At 61.4% G+C, this 26,267-nt stretch carries 24 protein-coding genes; 9 read left to right on the top strand and 15 right to left on the bottom strand.

The window, feature by feature from the left end; all coding sequences use genetic code 11:
• Positions 1–102: 102 nt before the first annotated feature.
• The 4 genes from OUZ49_RS08810 to OUZ49_RS08825 all read right to left on the bottom strand — a co-directional run bounded on the left by OUZ49_RS08810 (position 103) and on the right by OUZ49_RS08825 (position 4,189).
• Entirely contained in the window at positions 103–1,164 is a 1,062-nt protein-coding gene (locus OUZ49_RS08810) for a hypothetical protein (RefSeq protein WP_266149975.1), read from the bottom strand.
• A gap of 546 nt (positions 1,165–1,710) precedes the next feature.
• The gene (locus OUZ49_RS08815) at positions 1,711–2,295 is read right to left on the bottom strand and encodes a hypothetical protein (RefSeq protein WP_266149976.1); all 585 of its coding nucleotides are present in this window, start codon (positions 2,293–2,295) and stop codon (positions 1,711–1,713) included.
• Between the two features lie 167 nt (positions 2,296–2,462).
• Entirely contained in the window at positions 2,463–3,014 is a 552-nt protein-coding gene (locus OUZ49_RS08820; protein WP_266149977.1) for a hypothetical protein, read from the bottom strand.
• Positions 3,015–3,280: 266 nt separating this feature from the next.
• Complete coding sequence (locus tag OUZ49_RS08825) at positions 3,281–4,189, bottom strand: tetratricopeptide repeat protein (protein ID WP_266149978.1); 909 nt, start codon at positions 4,187–4,189, stop codon at positions 3,281–3,283.
• 357 nt (positions 4,190–4,546) lie between these two features.
• Between OUZ49_RS08825 and OUZ49_RS08830 the strand changes: the two genes are divergently transcribed.
• Positions 4,547–6,538 carry an alpha/beta hydrolase domain-containing protein gene (locus tag OUZ49_RS08830; RefSeq protein ID WP_266149979.1) on the top strand — a complete coding sequence of 664 codons (1,992 nt, stop codon included), beginning with the start codon at positions 4,547–4,549 and terminating at the stop codon, positions 6,536–6,538.
• 66 nt (positions 6,539–6,604) lie between these two features.
• Here the strand turns inward: OUZ49_RS08830 and OUZ49_RS08835 are convergent, their stop codons facing one another.
• The 3 genes from OUZ49_RS08835 to OUZ49_RS08845 all read right to left on the bottom strand — a co-directional run bounded on the left by OUZ49_RS08835 (position 6,605) and on the right by OUZ49_RS08845 (position 9,925).
• On the bottom strand, positions 6,605–7,165 hold the full coding sequence (locus OUZ49_RS08835; RefSeq protein ID WP_266149980.1) for a methyltransferase family protein: 561 nt from the start codon (positions 7,163–7,165) through the stop codon (positions 6,605–6,607).
• A 283-nt stretch (positions 7,166–7,448) separates the two neighbouring features.
• Positions 7,449–9,296: a hypothetical protein gene (locus OUZ49_RS08840; RefSeq protein ID WP_266149981.1), complete on the bottom strand. Its 1,848-nt coding sequence runs from the start codon at positions 9,294–9,296 to the stop codon at positions 7,449–7,451.
• A gap of 341 nt (positions 9,297–9,637) precedes the next feature.
• A complete protein-coding gene (locus OUZ49_RS08845; protein ID WP_266149982.1) occupies positions 9,638–9,925 on the bottom strand; it encodes a DUF2845 domain-containing protein in 288 nt (95 codons plus the stop codon).
• Between the two features lie 631 nt (positions 9,926–10,556).
• Here OUZ49_RS08845 and OUZ49_RS08850 point away from each other — a divergent pair.
• Both OUZ49_RS08850 and OUZ49_RS08855 read left to right on the top strand, forming a co-directional pair.
• Complete coding sequence (locus OUZ49_RS08850; RefSeq protein WP_266149983.1) at positions 10,557–11,456, top strand: hypothetical protein; 900 nt, start codon at positions 10,557–10,559, stop codon at positions 11,454–11,456.
• 273 nt (positions 11,457–11,729) lie between these two features.
• Complete coding sequence (locus OUZ49_RS08855) at positions 11,730–12,059, top strand: Rap1a/Tai family immunity protein (RefSeq protein WP_266149984.1); 330 nt, start codon at positions 11,730–11,732, stop codon at positions 12,057–12,059.
• A gap of 41 nt (positions 12,060–12,100) precedes the next feature.
• Here the strand turns inward: OUZ49_RS08855 and OUZ49_RS08860 are convergent, their stop codons facing one another.
• The 4 genes from OUZ49_RS08860 to OUZ49_RS08875 all read right to left on the bottom strand — a co-directional run bounded on the left by OUZ49_RS08860 (position 12,101) and on the right by OUZ49_RS08875 (position 14,274).
• On the bottom strand, positions 12,101–12,391 hold the full coding sequence (locus OUZ49_RS08860; protein ID WP_266149985.1) for a helix-turn-helix domain-containing protein: 291 nt from the start codon (positions 12,389–12,391) through the stop codon (positions 12,101–12,103).
• A gap of 63 nt (positions 12,392–12,454) precedes the next feature.
• Positions 12,455–12,775, bottom strand: a complete 321-nt coding sequence (locus OUZ49_RS08865) for a type II toxin-antitoxin system RelE/ParE family toxin (protein WP_266149986.1) — start codon at positions 12,773–12,775, stop codon at positions 12,455–12,457.
• Positions 12,776–12,895: 120 nt separating this feature from the next.
• Positions 12,896–13,246: a hypothetical protein gene (locus OUZ49_RS08870; RefSeq protein WP_266149987.1), complete on the bottom strand. Its 351-nt coding sequence runs from the start codon at positions 13,244–13,246 to the stop codon at positions 12,896–12,898.
• 335 nt (positions 13,247–13,581) lie between these two features.
• Positions 13,582–14,274, bottom strand: a complete 693-nt coding sequence (locus OUZ49_RS08875) for a CDGSH iron-sulfur domain-containing protein (RefSeq protein WP_266149988.1) — start codon at positions 14,272–14,274, stop codon at positions 13,582–13,584.
• A 233-nt stretch (positions 14,275–14,507) separates the two neighbouring features.
• Here OUZ49_RS08875 and OUZ49_RS08880 point away from each other — a divergent pair, with 233 nt between their 5' ends.
• Together OUZ49_RS08880 and OUZ49_RS08885 are read left to right on the top strand one after the other, a co-directional pair.
• On the top strand, positions 14,508–14,843 hold the full coding sequence (locus OUZ49_RS08880; RefSeq protein WP_266149989.1) for an ArsR/SmtB family transcription factor: 336 nt from the start codon (positions 14,508–14,510) through the stop codon (positions 14,841–14,843).
• The gene (locus OUZ49_RS08885; RefSeq protein WP_266149990.1) at positions 14,836–15,312 is read left to right on the top strand and encodes an SRPBCC family protein; all 477 of its coding nucleotides are present in this window, start codon (positions 14,836–14,838) and stop codon (positions 15,310–15,312) included. The genes OUZ49_RS08880 and OUZ49_RS08885 overlap by 8 nt, the downstream gene beginning before the upstream one ends.
• 63 nt (positions 15,313–15,375) lie before the next feature.
• Here the strand turns inward: OUZ49_RS08885 and OUZ49_RS08890 are convergent, their stop codons facing one another.
• Entirely contained in the window at positions 15,376–16,122 is a 747-nt protein-coding gene (locus OUZ49_RS08890) for an energy transducer TonB (RefSeq protein WP_266149991.1), read from the bottom strand.
• Between the two features lie 381 nt (positions 16,123–16,503).
• Between OUZ49_RS08890 and OUZ49_RS08895 the strand changes: the two genes are divergently transcribed.
• The 3 genes from OUZ49_RS08895 (at position 16,504) to OUZ49_RS08905 (ending at position 22,432) form a co-directional block, all read left to right on the top strand.
• Positions 16,504–16,854: an FxLYD domain-containing protein gene (locus OUZ49_RS08895; protein WP_266149992.1), complete on the top strand. Its 351-nt coding sequence runs from the start codon at positions 16,504–16,506 to the stop codon at positions 16,852–16,854.
• Positions 16,855–16,954: 100 nt separating this feature from the next.
• Positions 16,955–17,377 carry a hypothetical protein gene (locus OUZ49_RS08900; protein ID WP_266149993.1) on the top strand — a complete coding sequence of 141 codons (423 nt, stop codon included), beginning with the start codon at positions 16,955–16,957 and terminating at the stop codon, positions 17,375–17,377.
• A 552-nt stretch (positions 17,378–17,929) separates the two neighbouring features.
• A complete protein-coding gene (locus OUZ49_RS08905; RefSeq protein WP_266149994.1) occupies positions 17,930–22,432 on the top strand; it encodes an autotransporter-associated beta strand repeat-containing protein in 4,503 nt (1,500 codons plus the stop codon).
• A gap of 270 nt (positions 22,433–22,702) precedes the next feature.
• Here the strand turns inward: OUZ49_RS08905 and OUZ49_RS08910 are convergent, their stop codons facing one another.
• From OUZ49_RS08910 to OUZ49_RS08920, 3 genes are all read right to left on the bottom strand, one after another.
• Complete coding sequence (locus OUZ49_RS08910; protein ID WP_266149995.1) at positions 22,703–23,620, bottom strand: YbbN family protein; 918 nt, start codon at positions 23,618–23,620, stop codon at positions 22,703–22,705.
• Positions 23,621–23,693: 73 nt separating this feature from the next.
• Positions 23,694–24,242: a hypothetical protein gene (locus tag OUZ49_RS08915; RefSeq protein WP_266149997.1), complete on the bottom strand. Its 549-nt coding sequence runs from the start codon at positions 24,240–24,242 to the stop codon at positions 23,694–23,696.
• 563 nt (positions 24,243–24,805) lie between these two features.
• The gene (locus tag OUZ49_RS08920; protein WP_266149998.1) at positions 24,806–25,156 is read right to left on the bottom strand and encodes a hypothetical protein; all 351 of its coding nucleotides are present in this window, start codon (positions 25,154–25,156) and stop codon (positions 24,806–24,808) included.
• Positions 25,157–25,646: 490 nt separating this feature from the next.
• Between OUZ49_RS08920 and OUZ49_RS08925 the strand changes: the two genes are divergently transcribed.
• Positions 25,647–26,246: a DUF1415 domain-containing protein gene (locus OUZ49_RS08925; RefSeq protein ID WP_266150047.1), complete on the top strand. Its 600-nt coding sequence runs from the start codon at positions 25,647–25,649 to the stop codon at positions 26,244–26,246.
• The last annotated feature ends 21 nt before the right edge of the window (positions 26,247–26,267 follow it).

Below are 26,267 nucleotides of genomic sequence, written 5' to 3' on the forward strand. Positions count from 1 at the left end.
AATCCTCGTTCCAAGCTGCTTACCAGGAGGGGCGAAGTCGACTCGCCCGCATCACGTCAGCTGAACCATTCGGGCCCAGCGGTGCTTGCAAATCCACCGCAGTTATTCGGAGCCTTCCAGCTTGACCGTGTGCGATGGTCGACATCGACCTGTATCGCAGTCGATATACACACCATATGAGCCACAAGGCGCTACATAGCCCCCAGTCGCGCCGGCCTTGACCGCACCACATCCCAACTGGCTGGCTACGCTCTGTGCCTGCGCCTCGATTGGCGCGCTGGCCATGGCAATGGTGGCGACTGCTGTCTCCGAAGCAGCCTGACCGGCGACCGGCATGCTTGACACCGAACTCGCCGAAGCCGGCCCTCTATCATCCACATCCGGTCGCGTCGTCGCGATCGGTGCGGAGGAACCAGCGGGCGTCGCGCTAGCGAGAGTCGTATTGCCGGCTTGTCCGCGAACGGTCATGGCAATCTTGTCTGTCGCCAACGCCCTGATCTTTTCGCCCGCCTCTTCGTCCAGAGGGGGGCCAGCCACAATCTCACCGGCCTTGCTGTTCTCGATCGCGCCAATGATCAATCCACCGATCAAGCCACCGACCAATCCTGCGCCAGCGGCCTGGCCGTAACTGGTATGCACCTGCGGGTGGATCGCCATGCCTGTCGCGGCGCCAATCCCTGTTGCCGCTCCCATTGCCCATACGTTGACCTTGTGGGTAGCAGGGTCGACTGAATAGCTGAGCGTAGAGCAGTCTGTCTTGTCCGGCGCCGATCGAGTCGACCCGCTAAACGTTCCGTAGTATTCGTAGAGGGTCGGCGCAACGGCGGGATCGTTCGGGACATAGATGCCGCCTTCGAACGTCGAGCGACGCCCGCCCGTCGAACTTTCCTTGAGGTCTGCACGTCGAAGGGTGATCGCGCCGGAAGGAGCCCGGTAATAGACGCCATGGTCGTCTTCGTGCTCGGAGATATACGCTCCTCGCCCAACCTCGTAATCCCAGGGAATATGCAACAAGCCCCGTTTGATCGTGTAAGAAATGTCCTGCTTCATCTGCAGGCAGGTCATATTTTTTGGCGCAGGTAGCTTGTCAGCACGTACGCTTGCTGCATGCGACAACGGTGTAACCGCAACCAACAGGAACGCAATCGGCAACTTCCATTTCATGTTCGATTCTCCTGAAGAGGTCTTCCCTAAAAGAGCGTTATGGCGACTACACGCGCGCCTGCCGATGAAGCTGACGTCGGCCAGCGGAACGCGCTTGCTCAGCCCGATGCGACTAGCGAGCTGCCTTTAGCCTCGCCTCATGCGCCCATCGCACGGCCTCTCCGTGAAGGGAGCCCATGGCCACATGAGTGTTTTGTCCGCGCTCGCGAAATATTGGCGCAACCTGCTTGCCACGGGCGAAGCGATTGGCGATCAGAACAGGCAAATGCAAACTCACTCCCCCAAGTGATGCCGCCGCGCGAAACTTATCACAGGGAGTCATTTACTTGCGCGGCATCGGGACGAAGGTACCAAGCCTTTCGCACCCGAAGACGGCAAGAACTTGCGTCAAAGCCAGCGAGTCGGTCAACAAAAGACCCTCGCTTGAGGGAGCCGGAGGCCGGTTACAACCCGCAACGGAAGTGCAGACTGTTGGTTGCGAATCCAGACAAGCCCAGCCGCGAAAACCCTACCGCTTCGACGGCTTGTAGAAGGCCGTGTTGCCGCTTATTTGTCTGACGGACGATACGTTGGATCAAGCGAAACGAGTAGCGTGTCCACCACGCGCTGCACGTAGCCGTTGGCGGTGTCCTTGGGGTTGGCCGTTATTTCGTGATGGACGGGCAACTCCTGAAGGATGGCGCCCGACGTCGCGTCCACCACGTATACCGTCGCCTTGTATCCGACCCTGGGTGGATAGTAGCCACCTACGGGATATTGACCGCCTCGGAATTGGAAAAAGCTGGGTACGAGCAGCGGGTTGATCTTGATGGCAAGCCGGTAGGGCTTATTCATCGCCTTGGTCGCCGACGCGGCGGTGCCTTTGAACATGGGGTCATCGGCATTAATCAGGTGAAGCGTAACCTGCCGCTGATCGGCCCACTCAGAGAATATCTTGTGCACCGTGGCGCAGCTCTCGTCCTCGCTGGTGCAGGCCACGTACGCAGTGAATCTCGGGCTGGCGTCTTTGTTGAACAACTGCATGGAGTCGAGCGATTGCTGTTGAGCCTTGTCCAGCACGGTTGGCGTTCCGACGCATCCTTGCAGAGTCACTGCCGCCAGCATTGCCATCATTCGCATTAGTGACCGCATGAACGTCCCCCTTATGGATCATTGCCATCAACAAGGCTGCATGACGCCTTTCCGGCGGCGAAGTCGGCGTTGGGAGGATACCTTCCCCACATCCCGGCTTTAACGACTCAATGTCCGCCCTGAGGCAGAAACGAGCCTGACTTATCCCCTCCCGCATGACATCTGGATCAGGACGCCGACAGCTTTAGATAGGTTGGATCCACATGCTTCAGGAATGCTTTCACCTGGGCGTTGATATAAGGATTTGCCTCGCCGCCGTTCTGGTCGATGACCGTTTTGTCCTTGAACGACATCGTCTTCAACAAACGGCCGGTCTCCGCGTCGAACACCTGGACGGACGCGGCATAACTGATCATCAAAGCCATGCTTCCGCCGCCCAAAGGGTTCGCGGGCGCGGATAGGTCCGGCACATAGCGCATGGTAAGTCGATAAGGTACCGACCGCTCCGCCGCGGGCGATGGCTGTCCGGCGCTGAAGGCTTGATTGTCAGGCATGACGGTATCCAGCTTGACGTGGCGAGCGTCCGCCCAGCGATCAAAGGCGCGCTCAACGATGGCGCAATCGACCGTGTTGCTCGTGCACGCCAGGTAGGCATGGAACTGCGGCGTATCGTTCGCGCCAAACAACTGCGCGGCGGCATCTCCTGTTGCGGGCGAACTGGCGCAGCCAGCCAACAGCAATGCACCCAGGAAAGTACCCATCAACGAGCGATTGTGCATGACCTCTCCTTAGTTAGCTTGCACCACTACAGCGGCGCGATGGGGCGAGACGCAAACATGCGTACCGACCGCGTGAGGCCTTCGGGCTCATCCAGACGTCAGGGCCAGACAAGTCGAATCGACAAGACGGCAACGTCGCCCCTATGCGCTCAAGGCGCTGTTGATCGGCATCGCTGCCTTGCGCCGCATGACCAGCCATGCCCGTCACCCTCGAAGTCGCTTCCGGTGCTTCGAGGGTGATCAGGGAACAACGACCACCACGCTGTTCAAGGGTGCCCTTGGTTGGCCGGATCCGTCGGCGTGCCGACGTCCTTGGTGGCTTCGCCGTCCTTCTGCTTGACCGGAGCGAGCTCACCGACATTGACCGTGCCCGAGCTCGCGGTGAGTTTCGGATCGTAGGGATTGTCGGTGGAACGCAGCTGCTGAAAGGCTACGGCGCCATCGGTCTGACGAACGCCCGCGACCTCGGCGGGGTTGGTGCTGATGTGGCCACCGTCATGCACGTCGTAGTTCGGCGAGTTCATGTGATTGGCCGAGCCTGCCACGCCGCCGACTTGGACGTGGGCTGCCGAAGAGCCCACGCGCGAACCCGTGGCACTGCTCAGCGCCTCATGCCAGCGTGCCTTGGCGCGGGGAAGGGCGACGGCATCGCCATAGGTGGGCAACAACTGCCGCCAGATCTCATTCGCCTTGGCGAATTGTTCCGGGGTCAAGTTGGCATAAACCAACTGGCGGGCCCGCACGTATTGCGCTTCATCGCGTTCGGCTGCCAGCGCCATCCAGGCCATGGCTTGCGGCAGATCCACGGCCGTACCCTGGCCACTGAGGTACATCACGCCGAGGTTGTACTGTGCGGGTTTATACCCCCAGGTCGCGGCGACCTTGTACATCGCCATGGCATGCACAAAGTCTTGCTTGGTGGCCGCCTGGACACCGAGATGGAAGAAATACTCGCCGGGCTTGCCATCACTGGACGGGGTATTGAAGGCACCGGACTCGCCAGCCGATTGATCGGCGGTCGGGTCGTGAAACGCAATCGCCTTGGACGACGGCTTGGCGTCGATGGGGATGGTCGGAAGGGCCTGATCCGGGGCGGTTTGGGCGAGCGCGGATGAGACCGCGAGCCCGGTGAAAAGACAAAACGTACAGAACGTCACTAGCTTCCGAAGAGCCATGGCGCTGCCTTTGATTGTCTAAGGGTGGGGTGCGAAGTAACGTACCCTCGATGCCAGGCCCTGCGCAACACAGCGACGGGGGGGCTTTCGGCCAACCGTTGATTTTGTCGGTTCCCGGTCGAGAGCTGACATCACGATGATCGCCACGACCAGGCTCGCCCCGGGAGACCGCGCCCTTGGCCGCTGTCAACTTGCCTCCACCAGGGGCTAGGTATTGGTCCGGGATGCGGATACTTTGCGACCGGCTGGCCAATCAAACAGGGAATCTTCGTGAGTCGGAAAAGGCGCGCACTTCGCTGGTCGCATGCACCATGGACGTTGTTGGCAATACTCCCGCTCCTTGCTGCGCCGCGCGCTATGGCGGCGGTCGACCACATCGAGGTCATCGACCGGAAGCCCTATCAGGATGGCCGGGTCTTTCCCGGTACCGGCGCCTATGAAGTCATTCGCGGGCGTGCATGGTTCACGCTGGATCCCAAGAACAAGGCGAACCTTCGCATCGTCGACCTGAAGCTGGCACCACGAGACAGCCGTGGAATGGTCGAATTTTCGACGGATTTCGTGCTGGTCAGGCCCGTCCATGCCATCGACTCCACGTTGCTCTACGACGTCGTCAATCGAGGTGGCGGCGTCACCGGCTGGCTCAATTACGTGATCGAGCCCGCCAAGAAGCCACCTGTTGTCGATACCGGCTTCTTGCAGCGCCATGGATTCTCTGTGCTTACCTCTGCCTGGCAGTGGGATGTCACGCCGGAGGATGGTGATGATCAGGCGCTGGTGTTCAAGCCGCCGGTAGCGTCGGATAACGGCCGCCCGATCACCGGAGAGATTGCGAACGAATTTACTGTCGACAAACCTGGCGACGTCGCCTCATTCGTGGGTATCAATGGACGTGCTTATCCTTCCGCCGTGGCCAATGATCCCGCCGCCGTTCTGACGGTAAGAACGCGCCCGGATGACCCGCGTGTCGTGATCGCGCGTAAGCGTTGGACGTTTGTGCCTGCCACCGGCGATCAAGCACCAAGCACGATCCGGATGGAGGGCGGATTCAAGCCCGGGCAGATCTATGAGCTTACCTACGTGGCGCGCGACCCGTACGTGGTTGGTGCCGGGCTGGCCGGCATTCGCGACCTGCTGTCCTGGTTTCGCACGCATCCGCTCGAAGGTATCCCGGCGCCAAGGCATGTGCTTCTGTATGGCGCCAGCCAAACCGGCCGGCTTATCCAGCACATGCTCTACGACGGATTCAATGTGGATGAGCAAGGCGGGCTTGTCTTTGACGGCGCCCTGTCGCTCGTGGGCGGCAGTGGCCGTGGCAGCTTCAATCACCGGTTTGCCTTTCCGACGCGCGCCGCCAGCTTGGTAGCTGACCGCGGCTACCCGACTGACTTGTTCCCGTTTACCACCACCGAAGAGCATGACGATACGACGGGCGAATCCGGTTCACTGCTCTCGCGGGCGGGCGACAAGGAGGGCCGGACGCCCAAGCTCTTCTTCGTGAATAAATCCACCGAGTTCTGGGGACGCTCCGCGTCGCTATTGCAAACCACGCCCGATGGGCGCGCCGATGTCACGGTGAGTTCCTACACGCGCCTCTATCTACTGGCGGGCATGCAACACGTGTTGACGCCGGATGCGACGCGAGGAAACGCGGTTCATTGTTCCAGTCCCATTGATGACGCTCCGGCACTGCGCGCGCTGTTGCTAGACCTGGATCGATGGGTGCATGACGACACGCCACCACCCGCCAATGCTTACCCCAGTCTCGCCAACGGCACCCTCGTGACGACCGGGCGCTATGCAAAACTATTTCCCACGGGCACGGAATTGACGCCACCAGATTTGGCGTCCACTCCCCGGCGCCTCGATTTTGGCCCGCGTTTTTCTGCTCAAGGTGTTGTCGACCATGTGCGCCCGACGGCCGGCACGCCCTATGCCGCCCTGGTTCCCGCACCCGACGCTGACGGCACGGACGCTGCCGGCGTGCGGCCGGTCGAAGTTGCCGTTCCGCTTGGTACGTATACCGGCTGGAATCCTCGCGACGCATCGACCGGCTTCCCTTGGGCGCTCGACCGCTTTGAGGGTTCGTTCCTGCCGTTTGCGCGCACCGAGGCCGAACGCAAAGCCACTGGCGATTCGCGCCCGTCGCTCGAGGTGCGTTATGGAACGCGCGCGGATTTCATCAAAAGGACGAGTGCAGCCGCAGGCAAGGCGGTCGCAGATCATCTTCTGCTCGCCGAGGATGAGGGCCGCGTCATCGACGCCCAGACTGCGCTTTACGACCGCATCCTCGCTCACGCGCCGAACGATAGGAGCTGCGCCTATATGTGGCCCATGCCTGTCAACTAAGAGCAGCACACTTTCGAGCGTGGATTCCGCCATGGGTTGCGACTTCGTCGCGCCCAGGCCATGCGTTCAATAGACCCAGGGAAGCAGGCGCTTGGTGCGTGAAGCGTATTGATGGAATGCGTCGCCAAAGGCGGCTGCGAGCGCTGCCTCTTCCTCCTGGATTCGATAAAGGTAGAGGCAGGTGGTCAAGCTCATCATCACGATCACGCTTAGCCAGTTCCCCAAGGCCAGGGTGAAACCAAGGAATGCAATCAAGGCGCCTAAATAGCTCGGATGGCGCACATGGGCGTACAACCCTTCCTGCTTGAGTTGATGATCACTCCGGATCGCCACGTTCGGTGTGTGGAAGCGGCCCAACTGGACGATCGCAAGCGATCGCACGGCGATACCCGCCCCCAGGATGACTAATCCCACGACCTGCAGCGCAACGGAATGCAAGGCTCCCCTGCTCCCGTAAGACAAGCCGATGCTTGTCGCGTAGATGATGGGTCCGCCGATCATCAGCAGCTTCAATGAAAACTGATCTCGATTCTCCGCCTGGCCCGTCTTGAGGCGAAAGACGACGATGGCATCCATCGTCAGCCATACAAGGAAGATCACGAGCGCGATGCCGTGCACCAGGTTCATGTCGTTCTCGCCCCCTGCGCTTCGAAAGGAAACGCGCTCTATCCATGCATCGAGTGTGCTGCACTGACCTGATCGGCCTGCAGCAGCGTCCGTCCGACTCTACCTCACCACGCCACATGGCCGCTCAGCCTCGGAGGCAGGCAGCCCCGGTTCACTTCACGTTGCAGGCGCCCCCAGCTTCTCCCCGCGCTCCGAACCCCGACGCCATGCTCTTGCTTCAAAAATAAAACAGGCGCGGTGGGTAGTGCCCACCGCGCCTGTGGCCTGACGTGTTGCCGAGGTTTCAGAGTTGAATCGTCGAGATGCGTGTCGCCCAATTACCCAGGGCACCGCGTGTCCCACCGCACTGGAACAACGGTGCGGTCAGGTATTGGGCCAGGGTGCAGGTCTGCGCGATGTACTCGGAGGCGATCCAGATCGTGTTGCCGTCTGCGGACGCCGCACCATAGTCGCCCCAGCGCGGCCGACCGCCACCCAGGTAGGGAATGCCGGTAAAGCCGTCCCAGGGACCGGCGCCCGTCATGGCGATATTGACGTCGCCGGCGCCGATCTTCGCATCGAAGCTGGCGTAGCCTGCGCTTGGATAGTCGTTGACGCCAACTACCGTGAACGCGATGACGCCGCGCCCGCTTTGGGTGACGGCCGCCGCACCATAGGTGAGGTTCGCATCCGGCAGCGCCAGCGTGCCGTTGACAAACAGGCCGCCGGAGTTCGGATTGATAACGAAGTAGTTGATGCCCGAGCCATGGCTGCCGTCGCTCAGCAAGACGTCGGTATCCAGGGTTCCCCAGACCTTGCCGTTGGCGAAGCTCACCTGCTCCATGCGCGAGTCATTCACTGCCAGGTCGCGCGGCCCCGGATAGACGATGCTCGGGTAGCCGAGTAGCGCTGCACAGCTGGGCGTGGCAAAGCAGTCAAGCAACGGCGTGCTGCCAGGCTTCTGGTGGGCCAAGCTGGTCGGCACGGCATATTGCTGCACGGTCAGTGGCGTGTAATTCAGCGTGACGGCCGTGGGCGCGCTGTCGATGGCCTGCGTGTTCGACACCGACCATAGCCAGACGGTGCTCGAGGTACCGGAGTCGTAGAACACGGCGTCCGAGCTGAGCAGGTATTCGGTACCACCATGCGCACCAGCAAACTGCCCACCGGACGAGATGGCCGGTATGACGGCAAACGCGGGTGCCGTGATGCTCGGATCGCCGCCGTTGAACAGCACCACATTCGGTGACGCGGCGCCCGATGCCAGGGCCTTCTTGGAAATGACGTAGATCTGCGCGCCGTAGAAGCCGGGCCCGAACAACGAGAACTCGTTGGTGGTCAGGAAGATCGCATTGGCGTCAGCGCCGATATGGGGGTAGTCGCCCAGACAGAAGCCGTCCGCACAGCCGTGATCCGGTGTGCCCTGCGTGCCGTTGTTCTGCACCGGCAAGTGGTAGATGTTCCAGGCACCGGTGGGATTGGAGGTCTGACTGACCGCGATGTCCAGGTGATTGGTGCCGGCCAGGGCTGACGTCGTCCCAATGCGATCGAGCGTCAACACGATCTGGAACCAGCGCTGCGTACCTGCATCGTAGTAGCAGGACGGGTCGGTGATACTCGGTCCGTAAGCACCCGTGCCGCGATTGATCGCCGCGGAGTAGCCGTAGAACGTATTGAGATCGACCGGCCCGACGAGTTTGTTGCCGGCGTTGTCATAGATCGCCAGGACGTCGTTGACGCTTTCCATGATGAAGCCATTGCCCGTGCATAGCCCTTGATCGGGCGGTTCCACCGAGAACTGATTGCCGCCATTGGCATAACGCTGGTCGTGGAAATTCAGGCCGTCGAAGCCACCCAGGAGTTCGGGGTGCGATTTGGCGCGCTTGCCATTGCCCATCCCGTGTCCGCCGCCGTGCCCGTGGGCAACGCTGCGATTGACGATGGGTTGTGGTCCGAAGTCATCACCTGAATCGGCATCCCCGCCGACCATCGCCGGATCCAGTTCCAGGCTCGTGATCGGCGCGCCGCCTAGAGCTGATGTCGTGGGTGTCGTCGTGCCCCCTCGTTGCAGTACGAGGGTTGTTGGCGGCGCAGCCATGGCGCAAGTAGCAAACGCCATGGCTGCCACTGCAATCAGCAGTCGAGTATGCATAACACGGGTCTCCTGTTCGTTTCGTTAGGTGACCGCGCCCCCTGTAGAACGCTGATATCGGTCGCGCCGATAAGCGCCTGCGCAAGTACGCATATGGACATATGCGTTAAATCACCATACGCGCATTCGCAAGAGCCTGCATTAGTCCATAGGAACGAATTCGGCCTGTCCAAATAGACAGGAATTCGTAAGATTTTGAATAGGAATGATTCGCAATCACTAAATCGATATCAGTCAGAAGGCGGGATAAACCTGCGTTTCTTGTCACCCTCGCGGGCGGCCCGTGGCCTCAATGCTTTTCCGCGCCAGGCACGACTGATTTCAAGACTATGGGCAAATCATCAGTCGTGGACCGTTTCAAAGTTGACGACTCTGCCACCGGCCACGGTGATGATGATCGTCTTGCCCTCCTGCAGGTATTGCCATTCCTCGCCAACTGCAAGCTGGTTACTGGGCAAGCCGCCGGTCTGCAGCTGCTTGAAAGCGCGTACCTGCGGCTCACCCATCAACTGCAGTACGCGTGCCGCACTGTCGCCGATGATGAGCACTTTGCTGCCAACGCGTAATGAGGTGGCTGCGTGGAGAGTCATGCTCGCAAGAAGCAACAACAAGAGAGGATAGCGACGCATAGGGAACACTCCTTAGTGTCGAACAAACTCGTCAGCGCGCGCCTGCTTCTAGGGCACCTGATAATCTGGCCAATCTGTCTTTAGAGACGTTCTGATTTCGCTCGTCATCCCAGCGAAAGCTGGGACCCAGCGCCTCTAAATCGCTGAGTGCAAAGTCGCTGGATGACCAGCTTCGCTGTTGTAATGCGCCTCCTGCTTGACCAGCCCTGTGGCTGTTGAGAGCCGCAGGCATGACGAGCAAAAAGCCGCTTAATCAGCGCACCCTTAGATAGAGTGGTTGTAGCAATAGTACGCATCGCGGCCATGGCGACTTGATCGACGCGAGTCAGGATAAGACCCGCGCATCGATAAGCACGTCGTTTTGCGTGATACGCGCGCTGCTTTTCGTGTGGGTCTTGGTCGTTATTTACGTGGTCCATCGGCTAGAGCGCGTCGCCTCGGCACCATTGCCAGTTGAACTCGCCTTTATGAAGAGTGGAAGCGGGATCAGCTTGCGATCCCTGTCAGGGCCCCAGTCGGTTGACGAGAAATGACGCAACCCGACCGCGTTATTTCCGTCTATGTGGCAATGACGCTACCGGCTATGCTGGGCGAGCACGGCGCGGGGGCGCCGATCTTCAGGGGGTACAGGATGACGACACGATTCAAGGGACCGTCGGCCGGCTTTGGCTGGCTGAAAAACGGCATCAGCGTGAGCTTCCGCCATCCGAAGGCGTTGTTCGGCGGGGCAGCCTTTCTGTTGCTGGCCTGCCTGTTGCCGGCGCTGATCACCATGCCCATGCAAATGCACGCGATAAGCACCGGCACGCCACAGAGCCCGACGACCGTTGGCTTGATCATGGCCTTCTCCATGCTGATCGGCCTGCTGATCGTGCCGCTCTACGCGGGCTATCTGCAGGTGGTCGATGCCGCCGCACGCGGCCTGCCGGCCCGCGCGCTCGACATCTTCAAGCCCTATCGAGAAGGCGAAGCTTTGCGCCTGATTGGCTTCGGCCTGACGATCGGCGTGGTCTACCTCGTCGTGCTCGGCCTCATCCTCGCGGTATCCGGCGGCGGCATCGTCAGCTGGTACATCCAGGTGCTGGCGGCACAGGCGGCCCACCAGCCGCCTCCGGGATGGCCCCAGGGCTTCGGCATCGCCATGGCACTCTTCACGGTGCTCATCCTTTTCATGATGGGTTTCTATGCAATCAGCCTTGGCCAGGTCGCGCTGGGCCGTCGCGGCGTGTTTGGCGCCATCGGCGATGGCATCGTCGGCGCGCTGAAGAACGTGCTGCCCTTGCTCGTGTTTGCATTGAGCCTGGTCCTTGCCTGGATTGCCGTGGCCATCGCTATCGGACTCGCGGTGCTTCTACTGACCCTGCTCAGCAAGCTCGTCGGCCCATGGCTGATGATCGTGCTGATCATTCCGATCTATATCGCCATGGTGCTGACCATGTTCGCGGTGACGTTCGGTGTGATGTATCACCTGTGGCGCGATGTGTGTGGTGACAACATCGAGTCCAGCGTCGCCATGGCGGCCGCCATCTGATCGGCGCCTTCGCCTGATACACCGTGAGGCACGTGCTGGCGCTACCGATCGACGGTAGCGCCCTTCGCTCTAACGTGCGCGAAGCGGGGTCAAGCCAGACCCCGCCTCCGACGCCAGGCGTCTTATCCCCCGCAGCATTCAACCCACGATTCGATGGGCAGCGGGTGATATCGCGATCGTTACGATGCCTGTCGGAACGCAGGTTCTTGCCTGCTTTTGCACGCGACGCGCAGGACATATAGTGCTCAAAAACTGACACCGGCAAGGAATGATATGAAGAAGATGGCGCTGTTTTCCGCTGCGGTCTTGTCCGCTGCCGCCTCCCTGTCCGCCAGCAATGCCCACGCCGATCAGCCCGCGTCCATTGCCGTGGCCACGTGGTTTCTCAATGTGGTGCATGACCACAACGGCAAACAGTTCTGCCCGTCCGCCACCACCACGATTGGTCAGCTGGCCGATGCCGTGCAGATCTACGCCAAGGCGCATCCCGATGTGTCGGACGAGATCACCGACTCGGTGGCCATCCAGGCGCTTGCCGAAACCTATCCCTGCACGACCAGTCGTGCGGCAACGGGTGCATCGCACGGTCAAGCCAAGAACTGAAGAGGTTTGGACTAGATCCAAGGCCACACGAGTCGACGCACTTAGGCAACTTTGATCTGCACCTTTCGGCCCATGCGGGCCGCAAAGGTCACGAGCATGTCCAGGCTGAATTTTTCCACCTTGCCACGGCGAAGGTCCGAGACGCGGCTCTGGCTCACTTTCAGCACTTGGGCCGCCTCCGTCTGCGAGAGATGCTGGTCGGCAATCATTTTCTCGATAGCGATCATGAGTTCGGATCGCATCTTGTGAACTCTGGCTTCTGGCTCCGCAAATCCAAGGTCAACGAACACGTTTCCGCTGGAGCGGGTCAATGTCGTGTCATCGCGGGTCATTGAGGTCTTTCCCATCTCGTGTCGGTCTAAATGGTTCCGTGCCGCTTTTCGGCGGGATGACGATCACAGGTTGGTGATTGTCTTGTAGCGCGCCTTGCCAATGTTGATATCAGAAAGCGCTGTTTTCTGCGTCCTTTTTGTGAAGGCATGCAGGACGAAAATTTCGTCTCCGATGTCGGTCACATAGAAGACACGATAGGCACCGGCTTTGTCCCGGATACGGATCTCACGGACGCCAGCGCCCACTGCAGGCATCGGCTTCCAGTCATAAGGGGCGAGCCCATGTTCAATTCGGTCTAGCTGATAGCCGGCTTCTCGGCGGGCGTCTTCCGGGAATTCCCTTAGGTCGGCAAGTGCGGTGCCAACAAAAGTTAGCGGTTTCACATGCTATCTCTTACGCTGGATACCATATAACTACTTATATAATTTATGCAAGTAGTTCGATAAGGCTGCCTGCCCCCATTGGCCTCGGCCCTGGCTCTGCTATCTCGTGAGCATCCAGCACTAGTCGCGGCCCAGTTCGTCGAGCGACAACTTGCAGGCAAGTTCCGCCTGTTCGCTGAGGAAGTAGAGCGCGGCGCGCACGCTCTCGGTGTCTTCACTATCCAAAGGCCAGTTGTCGGGTTCCATTTCATCGCATTTCGACTGGATCACGGAGCGGGTGTCGCTATTGCACAAGAGGCGCGTCACAGCCTGGATACCCATACACAACCGAGCGATACGGGCGGTGCGGAACTTGTCAGCGTCCTCGGCGAGCGACAGCGTCCAGAGTGGGCGGCCAAGTGGATTGGTGGGGCGGACGATGCCGTTGGGCGCGGAAGGGCCTGCGGCTGCCGTATGATCGGCCGTAGCCATGATCGACTCCTAACAAGTTGGTTGTGGTCGGCGCGTCGCCTGGGTCGCCTCCCTCTCGGTCCGCGCAACTTCACTTGCGATGAAGCAATGTGCCGGCGGACAAATTCGATACTCCGCAGCCGCCAACTCGCGGACCATCGCACGCAGCGGACGCTGCGTCTGTCCGGAGAAGTCCCGCCCGTGGCTCGAGTAGCGCTACGTTTTGCGCGGCGAGGGAGCTGGCTTAGCTGTGGGTCTTAGCTGCTATGGGCGTCAGTTATCCACGGAGGCGCCATAGCGCGGAGCCAGCGGGCCCGCTAACTGCCTCTTCCCCTCTTTAGTGGGCGTGAGCTCGCTCAATCGTCCCTGAAGTGAATAGCGGCGTGTGACCCGTCGCAGAAGGGTTTGTTCTTCGACTGCCCGCATCGGCAAAGCGTGACGCGATTACGCACCTCGTAGTGGAATCCGTCGGCGGCGATGACGGGAATGCCTCCGCGCAGCCATAGCGGGCCGGCGCACGCCTCCACCGGGTCCTCGATCAGGCCGATGGAAACGGGCAAGGCTGTTTCGACCGGCCGCCCTGTTGCCCTGTCCCAAGCCACCAGACGCCCTGACGGGCACGCATTCACCTGGCGAATGAAATGGGCGCGCACGTGTGCGTTCTCAGTTTCGGCCACCTGGTTCCAGACCTTTCCGTGGGGGTCGCAAAAGCGGGCGAACGCGCAGAGGCTTTCCGCATCGGTAAGCTCATCCACTTGTCCGTTAATGAGCTGCGCTTGGTCGAGGTACGGCCGCCGGTCGGCGGTCTCGGTCCCATCAAAGCCAACTCTCTTGTGCGAGCCATCGCAGAACGGCTTCGTCTGCGATGCACCGCAACGGCACAACGCATAGCTCGGCGTGTGGTCGATCGGCTGACCTTCCTTCCAGGCCTCCGAGCCCCCTTCGGCATCGGGGACGACGGTTTGTTTCGCGAGCGGAATGTCGCCAACGACCAGATACGGACCATTTTTGGAAACGGTCACTTGAACGTTCGCTCTCTCCGATGCCATGCGCTTCACTCCTCTTGCCGTGGAGGTGTCCTGGCGAATAACGATGCCCCCACACCCGGGTTGGCAGCGTGAATTTGGGGTGGCACCGAACCGACCAATCGGCGATGAACGGCCGGCAGAACGCCCCTAAACCTGACCCCAAAGCGGAAATCGTCCCTGCCATCTTTCCGCTTGACATGCAAGTAATAACTTGCCTAATATTTAGGCAAGTTATTACTTGCATGTAGGCATGAATGGCCGAGCCCATCGACGACACCGACTTACTGTTCAAGGCTCTCGCCGATCCCAGTCGGCGCAAGCTGCTGGATCTGCTGCACGCCGAAGACGGCCGCACCCTCAACGACTTGTGCGAACACCTGGACATGTCGCGGCAAGGCGTGACGCAGCACCTGGACTTGTTGGAAGCGGCGCACCTGGTCGCCACCGTTCGCAGCGGTCGCGAAAAGCTGCACTACCTCAATCCGGTACCACTACAAGCGATCTACGAGCGCTGGATTGCCAAGTTTGAAAAGCCGCGCCTCAAGGCACTTTCCAAATTGAAACGACGCCTGGAGCAAACCGATGACTAGATCAACGTTTGTCTACGTAACCTACATCCGCACCACGCCGGAGAAGCTGTGGACGGCCCTGACCGATGCGGAGTTCATGAAGCAGTACTGGTTCGGCATGCACGGCGAAAGCGAATGGACGGCAGGGTCGCCATGGAGTCTGGTGTCGAGCGAAGGTCAGATCTTCGACGCAGGCGCCATCGTCGAGTCCGACCCGCCACGGCGCCTGGTCATTCGCTGGCAGCACCAGAACAAGCCCGAACTGAAGGCCGAAGGCGACTCGCTATGCACGATGGAAATGGAAGCCAGTGGACCAGCGGTCAAGCTCTCCATCACCCACACCATCGAACGCTCGCCCTCGAAGCTGATCGAGGCCGTATCCGGCGGCTGGCCCAAGGTCATCTCCAACCTCAAGTCCCTCCTGGAGACCGGCACCACCGCCCTGCAGGAGCCCTACCCTGCCGAGAGCGCCCATGCCGTCAACGAGTAGCCCTGACCCACGAGGGACGGAGGTGGTTATACCCACCTGACTACCTCCGTCTCTTTTGTTCGATCAGCCACCGCCTGAGGTCGAGGACAACTGCGCGTCATCGTCAAGCGATTGCAAGGCGCCATTGGGCACCGCGTCCGGCGCCTCCAGCGCCAGCTTGGGGCGTTGGAGCCAGGGAATGTTCTCGCGAGGGCCGGGTACATAGAGGGCCCAGCTGCCGTAGTCGGGCACGCTCTCACCGGTCGTCAGGAAGCTTACCGGCACCCTCACCAGCCACTCTGACCGTGCGGCGCGCTTGCCCTTGGTCGGGACGGTGAATACCCATTGCTGGGCGCTCTTCATGGCCGTATCGGCCAAATACTTGCGGTAGCGGGCCATGTCCGCCGTTGGAGCAAAGTTGCTGAGATTGACTTGTTCGGTGGCGATGTTCTGAATCTTTCCGTCTTTGCCGATGCGCATCAAAAGATAAACCGTGCCCGAGGCATGCTCTTCAAGGGCTTGCTTGGGATACAGGATATGGGGATAGCGCGGCGGCTGGACGGTTTCGCTGTCGTCATTCACCGCCTCATCAAAATCGGCGCCTGCCACTCGCAACGATGCGTGATCGTTGTCGGTCATCGTGGCAACGACGCGCAGATACATGCGCTCCGTAGTCAGCGAAGTTGGTGCGACAGCGAACTGAAACTTCCAGGCGGCAGCGCTCTGGCTCACCAGGTTCTTGACCGGCTCCGGAAGCTTTTCCGGATGATCGAGCTGGAAGTCGTGGACGGAGCCATCCGTATTGAGACGGACCACGCCCGTCACCACCATGCTTGCTTCATGGCGTTGATTCACAAAGTAGCTGTCAGCCGCCTGCGCGGACAGGGTGAAGAGGCTGATGACGCCAAGACAGCACCACGCTTGAAGATTCATGTGCCCCCCAGTGGTTGAGGGGACTATCGATACCGATAGCCCAAGGTCGAAACGCGCGCTACCCCATGTCCCCAGGACTCTCTCCGCAAGGGCGAGGCCTCCAATTAGCCTAGAGCAAAACCGGGGTCCAAAGCCAAATCGTTCGAGGTAGATTGGCGGGCTTAACGACCCGCGCGCCCTTTGCCTGGCGGTTACCCCTACCTAACTAACCCCCCTCCCCTTTGTTTCATGTTTGCGGACGTAAACTAGGTCGGCAGGACACCGGACCAGGAGATACGTATGCGCTATCGCCTTGCCGCTGCGACCTTGGCCATCGCGGCGATCTTCAGCATCAGCCCCAGTGCGAACGCCCAAATGGGAGCCGGCCGACGCGTGCGCGTAGACAACTACCGCGTGGAACGCGATGTCCGTCCAGACAGAACTCGCGTCGTCGGAAGGGCCGTGAACGTCAGTGGCCGCCGACTGCGTGATGTGCGTGTCCGGTTCCGTGTCTTCGATTCCCGTGGCCGGCAGATCGGCTGGGCGTCGGACGGCATCGCGGATATGCGGGCCGGACAGAGTTGGCGCTTCCGTGCAGCGGCGGGAGGCAACGTCAGTCGCGCCAGGCTGGCGAGTGCCGACGGCAGGTAACGAACATCGAAGACTCGCCTTCAAGACGGACCGAGGTTGTCATCTCCCCCCCTGCACCTTCGTTCACAACCCGACACCTTCCTTTCGATTGGCGCCCACCATGCCCACATTCCAACCTCGGAAAATCGAAAGCCGCGCCGATTGGCTAGACCCGGACGGCATCAAGATCTACACGATCTCCGCTGCGAATCAGCCGGTGGATACACGGGCATACATGTCCCGCTTAAATGTACTCAAGGGCGAGAAGCGGGTCGCCTGGCGCATCACCCCGGCCTTCGTGATCTGCCATGACGGTGCCAGCGCCAGATACCTGATCCTCGCGTGGTGGGGCAACGACAACGAACTGTTTGTGTCTGTTTCCGCCGAGACGGCTGCGGGCTGGGTTGAGGACCCGTCCCGCTACGCTGTCTGCCTGTGGGATCTGGAAGTCATATGGCACGAACGCAACGTCTTCGTGGAGACGATGTACTGTCCAACGCCAAAGCTGGATGCGTATAGGGAAAGGCGAATCACCAGCGACTGACGCTTCGGCGGAAAGCGTTCTCTAAAACGATGTCGGCGCGACTTGATGAAGTCGGCCTGATCAGCAAGGCGAGCTGGTAGCCCTTGCTGCGGATCGACCATGATTCGCCGCGAAAACCGTCGCACTCGTGAAGCCTTCTGGGGATGCCCAAGCTATCCGCGCTGCAGGGGGACGCGCATCATCCCGCACCCCTGATGGAGTAGGTCGCGACCATGACCATTCCATAGAGTGCGCAGTGTTGACCCAGTGCGTCACCTATAGGTGACCTTGTGGACCTGCAGAGCAGTCTTCAACGGGACGGCAGGCCCATCGCAAAGCGCGCATGACGTGCGTGTCGTCGCCGCACATGCCGGCGAGCCCGCTCCGACCGGCACATCGAAGGCGCCCGATGTCGCCATCGCCACCTCGCTTTTTGCAGGCACGCCGCGCCGAGCGGCCGTGAGTCGAAGGGCGTTCCCTTTTTCTGTGCGCCAGCTCTCCTATGGCACGCAATTTGCTGAACGTCACCCTCGCGACAGCTTCGCTGTCGCCAACACTCACTCAGGAGCTTCAGTGAATCGTACGTATCGCCTCGTCTGGAATAAGTCCCTCCGTCGCGTCCAAGTCGCATCCGAGCACGCAAAGGCAAGCCACGGCGCCGTGGCGACCGGTGCGATGGGCACGGCTACGCCGGCGCTCGCATCGCGCGCTCCCCTCGCACTGGCGGTTGCGTTGCTGTTGGGTGCGTCGTTCGCGCCTTCCGCTCGGGCGCAGTCGTTCCCAGTGGCGGCAGGCGGTGTTGGAGGCCAAGGGGCCACGGCAGGTGCGCTGGTTGGCGGTGCTGGTGGTACGGGCGCCGACAACTACCAGACCGAGGCGACCAGCGGCACAAGTGGATCGACCGGCGCGGCCGGTGGAGCCGCGGGCAGTGACGGCAATTTCTCTGGCCACTATGACGGCTTCGATGGCGGCGCGGCCGCGACGGTTTCCGCCGATGGCGTGGCCGGCGGTGGCGGCGGTGGCGGTGGCACAGGAATGAGCTACGGCAGCATTGGATCCGGAGGGTTCTATACGCTAGCCGGCCAGCAAGCAGGCAACGGCGGCAACGGTGGCGCGGGCGCCATGGTCGCCGCGGGATATATGAGTGTTGCTGGCGGCGGCGGCGGCGGTGGCGCAGGCGGTTACGCCGATGACATCGAAGGGTTCGATGCAATCAATCTGACTGGCTTCTCCTACGGCGGCAGGGGTGGCAATGGCGGCAATGGCGGCAATGGCAGTGCCGGTACGGGCGCCCAGGGCGGCCAAGGTGGTCAGGGTGGCTTCGGCGTGATGACGACCGTCGCGCTGAACACGATTCTCAATGGGGCCGGTATTTCCGGTGGCAATGGCGGCAACGGCGGCAACGGCGGCGACTCACTGGTGCAGGGCGCCGACGGCGCGGCCGGTGCCGACGGCGGGATCGGCTTGATCGCAGTGGGTGCTACGTCGGCTGGCCACATTCCGACGTTGTCGGTCTCCAACGCCGGCGTGGTTACCGGTGGCGCGGGCGGCAACGGCGGCGCAGGCGGCGCTTTTACCCCGAATCCCACCACGGGCAACGGTGGCAGCGGTGGCGTAGGTGGTCAAGGCGCTGCGGGTGCCACCCTCTCCTACGCTGGGCTCAACAACACCAACACGGTCACTGGCGGTAACGGTGGCAACGGCGGCGCTGCGGCGGCCGGCGGTAACGGCGGTGCCGGTGGCCAGGCCGGCAATGGTCTGGAGATGGGCCTCGGAACCACCCTGAGCAATTCCGGTTGGATCAATGGCGGTACGGGCGGCGTCGGTGGCAATGCTGTTGTCGACCTCAGCTCGCCGTGGCTCGGCGGCAACGGCGGCCAGGGTGGCGTCGGCATTTTGGCGTCTGGCGGCGGCGCCATCACGAACCTGGGCCAGATCCGCGGCGGTGACGGTGGCATTGGCGGCATGAATGCCACGCGCGGTCTGGCCACCGGCGACCAGGGCGGCGCGGCGATCGTCGCCATGGGCGGTGAGCAGATCTACAACGCGGGCTGGATCCAGGGCGGCACCAACCAGGACGGCCAGGCGTCGCACGCGGCCGCCGTAATGTTCCACAACGGCGGCAACACGCTGCAGCTTTGGAATGGCTCGACCGTCATCGGTAACGTGGTGAGCGACGGTGCCGGCGACACGCTCTCGCTGGGCATTGGATTGAACGCGCAAGGTCAGAGCAGCGGCAACGGCGTGTTCGACGCGTCGAAGATCGGCACGCAGTACACCGGCTTCAGCGCGTACAACCTTCAGGGCGCCGTGACCTGGACCCTGACGGGGACGACGACGGTGGTGACGCCGTGGACGGTCACGACGGGCGTTTTGTCCATCGCAGACAACGGTAGCCTCGGTGATGACGCCGGCACGCTGACCCTTGACGGTGGCACGCTGCAGACGACGGCCAACGTGACCATGGGCCGCAACGTGCAGATCACCGCCAACGGCGGCAACGTCGACACCGAAAACAACAGCGCGCTGGCAATCAACGGCGACGTCTCCGGTGGCATGCTGGTCAAGAATGGCAACGGCGTGCTGACCTTGGGCGGCGCCAACACGTTCCAGGGACTGGTGATCACCGCCGGATCGGTCTCCGCCGCAACGGCTGCCGCGCTGGGCGATGACACCTACACCCTTGAAATCGACGGTGGCACGCTGACCACCACCGGCAACATGCTTCTCCACCGGGACATCCTGCTGGGTGCAACGGGCGGCACCATCAACAACGATGCCTTCGGGCTTACGCTGGCCGGCCATATCTCCGGCGGCGCGCTCATCAAGACCGGCGGCGCGATGCTGGCCCTGACCGGCAACAACAGCCAGAGCAGCACCTCCGTCAACGGCGGCACCCTGGCGGTGTCCAGTGACAGCGCGCTCGGTGCAAGTGGCGGCACCTTGGGCATCGACGGCGGCGTGTTCGAATTCGACGCAGGCTTTGATATCGCACGTCCGGTAGTGCTGGGCAGTGGCGGTGCGACGGTCACCACCGCGGGTCAGAACGCGTCGATATCGGGTGCGATCAGCGGCACGGGCAGTTTCTTCAAAACCGGCATGGGTACGCTTTCGCTCTCCGGCGCCAATACCTTCGCGGGTGCGACGACCGTCGACATGGGCACACTGGCGCTGCTGACGCCGACCAGCCTGGCCAGCTCCAGCGGTGTCACGGTCAATCGGGCCACGCTCGACGTGTCCAACACCGGTGGCAATGTCATCCTGCAGAGCCTCGGTGGCAGCGGCTCGGTCGTTCTTGGCGCAAACAGCCTCACCCTCATCAATGCGCATGACACGTTCTCCGGCAACATCAGCGGTGCGGGTGGTCTGACGCTCAACGGTGGCACGGAAATCCTGACCGGCCAGAACACCTACACGGGCGCGACCGTGGTCAACGCCGGCGAGTTGGTGGTGACGTCGTCGGCGACGCTGGCTTCGAACGCGATCCAGAACAACGGCACCGTGAACTTCAACCAGACCGACACCATCACGCACGACACGGCGATCGTCGGCTCGGGCGGCATTCACCAGACTGGCGCGGGCACCACCATCCTCAATGGACAGAACACCGCGACAGGCTTGGCCAAGGTCTCTAACGGCACCGTTGAGATCGGTGACGAGAACCACGCGGACGCGACGTGGGCCGGCGATGCGCAAGTGGATGGCAGCGGCGTCCTGCGTGGACACGGCACCATTCTTGGCGGATTGATCAACGACTCGATCGTTCGCCCGGGTGGCTCCATCGGCGTGTTGACCGTCAACGGCGACTACACCCAGACGGCGAACGGTACGCTCGCCATCGATGTCACGCCGAGCGCTGCCTCGGAGCTCGTCGTCAACGGTAACGCGTCCCTCGCGGGCAACTTGTCCCTGATCTACGCGCCGGGTACGTACACCGCCACCACCTTCAAGGTGCTGGAAGCGCACAACGTGACCGGCACGTTCGGGGCCACGAGCTCCAGCGGCAGCGTTCCGACTGACCTGACGCCTACCGTCTCCTACTCCGCGACGGATGTGTCTGTATCGTTGGCGACCGCTCAAGCGCCAACCAACCCGACGAACCCGGGTAATCCGACCACTCCGACGGCTCCGACCCAGCCCACCGCGCCCGTGATCGTGGCTCCGCAGGGTGGCGCACTCTTTGCGAACGCGCAGCGGCTGGCTGTCCGTGATGGACAGGGCGACATGAGCGATGTGCTCAATGCCTCCGGCCGCGGCGGCCATGGCGTGTGGGCCGTGGTGACTGGCGGCAATACGTCGCTTCCAGGCGCCAACCGCATGGACTCGACCGGCTTCGGCATCAACGCCGGATTCGATGTCGCGGCCGGCGACGTGGCCAGCGTCGGTGTGGAAGGTGGCGTTCAGCGCACCAACGCCACGGACGCGATGGGTGGCAAGGCGCGTGTCGACGGTCTCCATGCAGGCGTGTATGGCTTCGCGAATGTGGGTCCGGTGGTGTTGTCCGGCCTGGCCGATGCCTGGAACGGCCATTACGACTTCACGCGACAGACGGGTGTGGGTGGTGCGGTAGCCCGTCCGGACGGACAGGCCTACAACGCCGCGCTTCAGGCCGCGTGGCCCATCCATGCCGGCGGCGCGCAGATCACGCCGAAAGTTGGCGTCATGTACCAGAACCAGCGCATGGATGGCTTCAGCGAGACCGTCGTCAGCAGCAGCCAGCTCGCTTCGGCTTACGGCGTATCCAGCGCGGACAGCCGCGAGAACCAGCTCAATGCGTTTGCTGGTCTGTCGTTCGTGCGTGCCTTCAAGGCGGGTGGGATCGACTATGTGCCGTCGATCGATGTGGGCTATCAGTACGCCATGCGCAGTACGGCATCGAGCATCACCGTTGCGACGGGTGACGGCACCGTGTTCCCGCTTGCCGCCAACGAACTTGGCCGCGGACTAACCACGGTGGGCGCAAGCATCACCGCGAAGGAAGGCGCCACGTGGGATGTGTCGCTCGGCTACCAGGGCGCGTTTGCAAGCGGCATGCACGACAACGCGTTCTCGGTGGGCTTCACGAAGCACTTCTGACCTACTCGGGCAGGTAACAAAGCGAAGGGCCGCAGCAATGCGGCCCTTTTCTTTGCGGCATCGGCAAGCGTGCGTAAACCAAGTTAATTACCGCTGTCCCCTTAAGTGCGATGTACTGTCCAACGCCAAAACTGGATGCGTATCGGGAAAGGCGAATCATCAGCGAATGACCCTTCGGCAGAAGAAGCCCCGAAAAGCGGCACCGCCCGGCTTGATCGTCTCGATGACCTCCCCGCCCATGAGCTGCTAACAGCCGTTGGAACTTTTCAGTCAGTCGAGGAGACCTACCTCCCGCAGTGCAGCCTTGAGCGCTTCTTCATTGCCGTTGGGTGGCCACCCGCTTACCTCGCGCACCAGCTTTCCGTCCTTGAAGAAGTAGAACGTGGGCGTCGCCCAGTTATGGAACATGGGCCATTCGCTTTCGCGATAGCTCACGGCGGTGGGAGGGATGCGATGCGCCTGGTTCCACGCGGCCAGGCTGGCAACATCAATGTTGCCGTCCTGAGGAGTGATCCAGATCGAGTGCGCCTGGAAGATGGGGAGCAACGTATCACTGCGCTCGATGTCAGCCACGGCGTCGCGCGAAAAGTGGCACTTCGGATGCGAAATGACGACCACCTGCGCCGAGGATGTGGTCAGCGGCAATGCTCTTCGATGAAACGAGCGGTCGTTCTCCGAATCGACCAGGTAAAGACCCGTGGGCCCTCGGAAGTCTTTCGGAAGGTCATCGTGGACGATGGGTAGCGCGGATAGCTTGGCGTCAGGATGCGCTTGCTGGAAACGGGTCGCTTCGTCGAAGCGGCGTTGAGCCACGATCGAATGGTAGAAATCCTTAAGGACTTTTTCAGGCGTCCTGCCACGACGCTCAAACTCAGCGACGTCCCGTCGCATGTCATCCAGATACTTCTCGTCATGCGTGTAGAGACCGGCCAGAAAGGCGGATTGAAATAGAAGATCCACCTCGGCATCGGAATGTCCCGCCAGCGCGGCGTCCTCTTGAAAGCGGGCAAGGTGTGCGTCGTAGTACCCACCTATCTGTCGGCCCTTCAGTTCATTGTCCGTGCCGGTATCGGCCATGTTCAACGCATAGATCTTGTCGTAGTCCTGTTCAATGGTGCTACGCGACGCTTCCGCGCCGCCCATGGATCCAGGCACTAACACCGCGAGTAGTAGGAGCCAGCTATGCATAAGGTTCCATTCCGTCCTGATGTCCGAGAGAGACGGGCGCGACCCATGCAATAGCGGCCGCGCCCTTACAAGGTCAGCAGCCAGTCATGCAAATCATGCCGGTGGTTCGAACGCAGTTGTGGCCACCGATGCAGCGATAGTCCCCATGATCGTCCTCGCCAAGGTCCGGATACATGATCAGAAGCGCATCCTGCTCGCCGAGCACCTTGAGTCCGCTGATGAGGGGTACCGTGCGTTGCGCACCAAACAAGCTCATTAGTCTGTACACGTCCGATGCGGGAAGCTCCGCCGCCAGGTCAGAGTAGTCGTAGCCGACCAAGCCGTTCTCGTTGAATACCAGCCCGTCGAGAAAGCGCTTCTTCGCACCCGGTGAGAGCTTTTCAATAGGCGAGAGCGCCTTCGGCATCTTCGCCAAGTAGGCTTGAAGGTCCTTTGCCGACTTGATGGGCGCGGCCATGAAATCGAGCTGACGTTGCCGAAGAGCAACGGTACTTGCTGCGTCGTTACGTGGTTTCCCTTGAGCGGAACCGGTGGAAGTCAACGGCGGCGCTTGGGCCGCAGCGACACTGTAGGCAAACCAGACAAGAGCGCTGGCGGCCATGATTTTCATCATGCTTTTCATCATTCACTCTCCCCTTTCCTGATGCACTGGGTTTGGTGCGCCAAGTACTGCGCTTCAGTGCGGTGTATGCAGACGAGCAGACTTAAGAGCCGTGCGCCCGAGGCCTGCTCGGACCGGCGCAAGCGTTGCGCCGGCCCCGATGAAATGGCTCGCGCTGTTAAAGAGCTGTCAACTTCTACGAAAACAAGAATGAAGTGGGACGAGTCAGCCCAAGGAACTTCGATCTCTGACACACGCATGCGCGGTCCGCCTACAAATCCGATTGCGGCTAAAACCCAGCATCGATGCGAGCACGTTCGACGCCGCCCTTTCTGCTCATCATCGTGAAACGCGGAAGACGCGATAAGCACCGGCTTTGTCGCGGAGGTGGACCACAGAGACGGCAGCGACCGCTAAAGCGAACTTCGAAAAAGGCTCGTCATTCCCGCGAAAGCGGGAATCCAGTGCCTTTGGTTTCGCTGGGTCGAAAGTCGCTGGATTCCCGCTTTCGCGGGAATGACGGTGAATTGGGGTCAGAGTCGACGTTTAGGAAAGTCCACTCTGAGCCCCGTCTTCTCTGTTTGCTATTCGAATCCCAGCTCGTCCAGCGACGCCTTGCAGGCGAGTTCCGCCTGTTCGCTGAGGAAGTAGAGCGCGGCGAACATGCCCTCGGTGACTTCGTTATCCAGGGGCCAATTGCCGGGTTCCATTTCTTGGCATTTCGACTGGATGATGCGGAAAGTGTCGCTATTGACCAGGATGCGCGTCACCGCCTGGATACCCATGCACAATCCGACGATGCGGGCGGAGCGGAACTTGTCGCCGTCCTTGGCGCGCGAAAACGTCCAGAACGGACGGCCAAGTGGATTGGTGGGACGGGTGACGCCGTTGGGCGCGGTGGGACCTGCGGCTGCCGTATGATCGACCGTAGCCATGATCAACTCCTAAGAAGTCGGTTGTGGTCAGCGGGTCGTCTGGGTTACAGCCCTTTCGGCCCGCGCTACTTCACTTGCGATGAAGCGAAGTGTCGGCGGACAGATTTGATACGTCACAGCCGCCGACCCACGGACCATCGCACGCGACGCAAGCCGTGTCCGTCCGCAAAAGTCCCGCAACTGGCTTGGGAAGCGCGGTGTTTTGTGTGGCGCGAAGGCTGGTTTCCTGCGAGGAATAGCTGTTATTGGTGTCAGCCATCTGCGGAAGCGCCAAGAACGGGGTCAGACTGACTTTCTCCGCCTAGGAGAAGTGAACCTGACACCGTTTTTGGACCAAGGCGGCCATGGAGACCTTCGGCTATCCGCCCTCCAGACCATTGGCGACACCGTGAGAGGCGAGTTGGCGGGGGTCGCGCCCAGTCATACACCGGGACCGAGCGCATTCGGCATGAGGGGTATAGTGCGTGTTGACCCGGCTGTGATCTTGCCCATGACCGACACACCTTCCGCCATCACCGCCGGTCTGAGCGCCGCTGATACGCCCTACATCGACGCCACCCTCCATTGGGTGGAGCGCGCCGTGGTCGGCCTCAATCTCTGTCCGTTCGCTCGAGCGCCATTCATTCACGGGAAAATCCGCTATGCGGTCAGCCATGCCCGCGATACCGATACGTTGCTGAACGATCTCTGCGGCGAGCTGCAAAGCCTCGCGGCCGTCGATGCGAACGAGTGTGAAACGACCTTGCTGATCCACCCGCATGTGCTGGGCGACTTCCTCGACTACAACGACTTCCTCGATGTCGCCGATACCGCTGTCGAGACACTCAAGCTCGACGGCGTGCTACAGGTCGCCAGCTTTCACCCGCACTACCAGTTCGCCGACACCGCGCCGGATGATATCGAGAACGCCACCAACCGATCACCGTGGCCCACGCTTCATCTGCTGCGCGAAGCAAGCATCGAACGCGCCGCCGATGCGATGAGCGACCCGGACGAGATCTACCGCCGAAATATTGAGACGTTGCGAAAGCTGGGGCGCGCGGGCTGGGATGCGCTTGGCGTGGGTGTTCCCGGATGCAAGCAGGGGTGAGAGTCGACTTTTAGGAAAAAT

The organism is Dyella halodurans (assembly GCF_026283925.1).
Classification (GTDB): Bacteria; Pseudomonadota; Gammaproteobacteria; order Xanthomonadales; family Rhodanobacteraceae; genus Dyella; species Dyella halodurans.

Bases quoted from the DNA above. Each gene is read 5' to 3' on its own strand.
- OUZ49_RS08875 (WP_266149988.1), bottom strand. From the start codon at position 14,274: ATGGCATCGGAGAGAGCGAACGTTCAAGTGACCGTTTCCAAAAATGGT.
- OUZ49_RS08870 (WP_266149987.1), bottom strand. From the start codon at position 13,246: ATGGCTACGGCCGATCATACGGCAGCCGCAGGCCCTTCCGCGCCCAAC.
- OUZ49_RS08915 (WP_266149997.1), bottom strand. From the start codon at position 24,242: ATGAAAAGCATGATGAAAATCATGGCCGCCAGCGCTCTTGTCTGGTTT.
- OUZ49_RS08880 (WP_266149989.1), top strand. From the start codon at position 14,508: ATGGCCGAGCCCATCGACGACACCGACTTACTGTTCAAGGCTCTCGCC.
- OUZ49_RS08840 (WP_266149981.1), bottom strand. From the start codon at position 9,296: ATGCATACTCGACTGCTGATTGCAGTGGCAGCCATGGCGTTTGCTACT.
- OUZ49_RS08845 (WP_266149982.1), bottom strand. From the start codon at position 9,925: ATGCGTCGCTATCCTCTCTTGTTGTTGCTTCTTGCGAGCATGACTCTC.
- OUZ49_RS08885 (WP_266149990.1), top strand. From the start codon at position 14,836: ATGACTAGATCAACGTTTGTCTACGTAACCTACATCCGCACCACGCCG.
- OUZ49_RS08910 (WP_266149995.1), bottom strand. From the start codon at position 23,620: ATGCATAGCTGGCTCCTACTACTCGCGGTGTTAGTGCCTGGATCCATG.
- OUZ49_RS08920 (WP_266149998.1), bottom strand. From the start codon at position 25,156: ATGGCTACGGTCGATCATACGGCAGCCGCAGGTCCCACCGCGCCCAAC.
- OUZ49_RS08810 (WP_266149975.1), bottom strand. From the start codon at position 1,164: ATGAAATGGAAGTTGCCGATTGCGTTCCTGTTGGTTGCGGTTACACCG.
- OUZ49_RS08830 (WP_266149979.1), top strand. From the start codon at position 4,547: ATGGCGGCGGTCGACCACATCGAGGTCATCGACCGGAAGCCCTATCAG.
- OUZ49_RS08825 (WP_266149978.1), bottom strand. From the start codon at position 4,189: ATGGCTCTTCGGAAGCTAGTGACGTTCTGTACGTTTTGTCTTTTCACC.
- OUZ49_RS08900 (WP_266149993.1), top strand. From the start codon at position 16,955: ATGCCCACATTCCAACCTCGGAAAATCGAAAGCCGCGCCGATTGGCTA.
- OUZ49_RS08835 (WP_266149980.1), bottom strand. From the start codon at position 7,165: ATGAACCTGGTGCACGGCATCGCGCTCGTGATCTTCCTTGTATGGCTG.
- OUZ49_RS08850 (WP_266149983.1), top strand. From the start codon at position 10,557: ATGACGACACGATTCAAGGGACCGTCGGCCGGCTTTGGCTGGCTGAAA.
- OUZ49_RS08925 (WP_266150047.1), top strand. From the start codon at position 25,647: ATGACCGACACACCTTCCGCCATCACCGCCGGTCTGAGCGCCGCTGAT.
- OUZ49_RS08890 (WP_266149991.1), bottom strand. From the start codon at position 16,122: ATGGTGGTGACGGGCGTGGTCCGTCTCAATACGGATGGCTCCGTCCAC.
- OUZ49_RS08860 (WP_266149985.1), bottom strand. From the start codon at position 12,391: ATGACCCGCGATGACACGACATTGACCCGCTCCAGCGGAAACGTGTTC.
- OUZ49_RS08855 (WP_266149984.1), top strand. From the start codon at position 11,730: ATGAAGAAGATGGCGCTGTTTTCCGCTGCGGTCTTGTCCGCTGCCGCC.
- OUZ49_RS08895 (WP_266149992.1), top strand. From the start codon at position 16,504: ATGCGCTATCGCCTTGCCGCTGCGACCTTGGCCATCGCGGCGATCTTC.
- OUZ49_RS08815 (WP_266149976.1), bottom strand. From the start codon at position 2,295: ATGCGGTCACTAATGCGAATGATGGCAATGCTGGCGGCAGTGACTCTG.
- OUZ49_RS08820 (WP_266149977.1), bottom strand. From the start codon at position 3,014: ATGCACAATCGCTCGTTGATGGGTACTTTCCTGGGTGCATTGCTGTTG.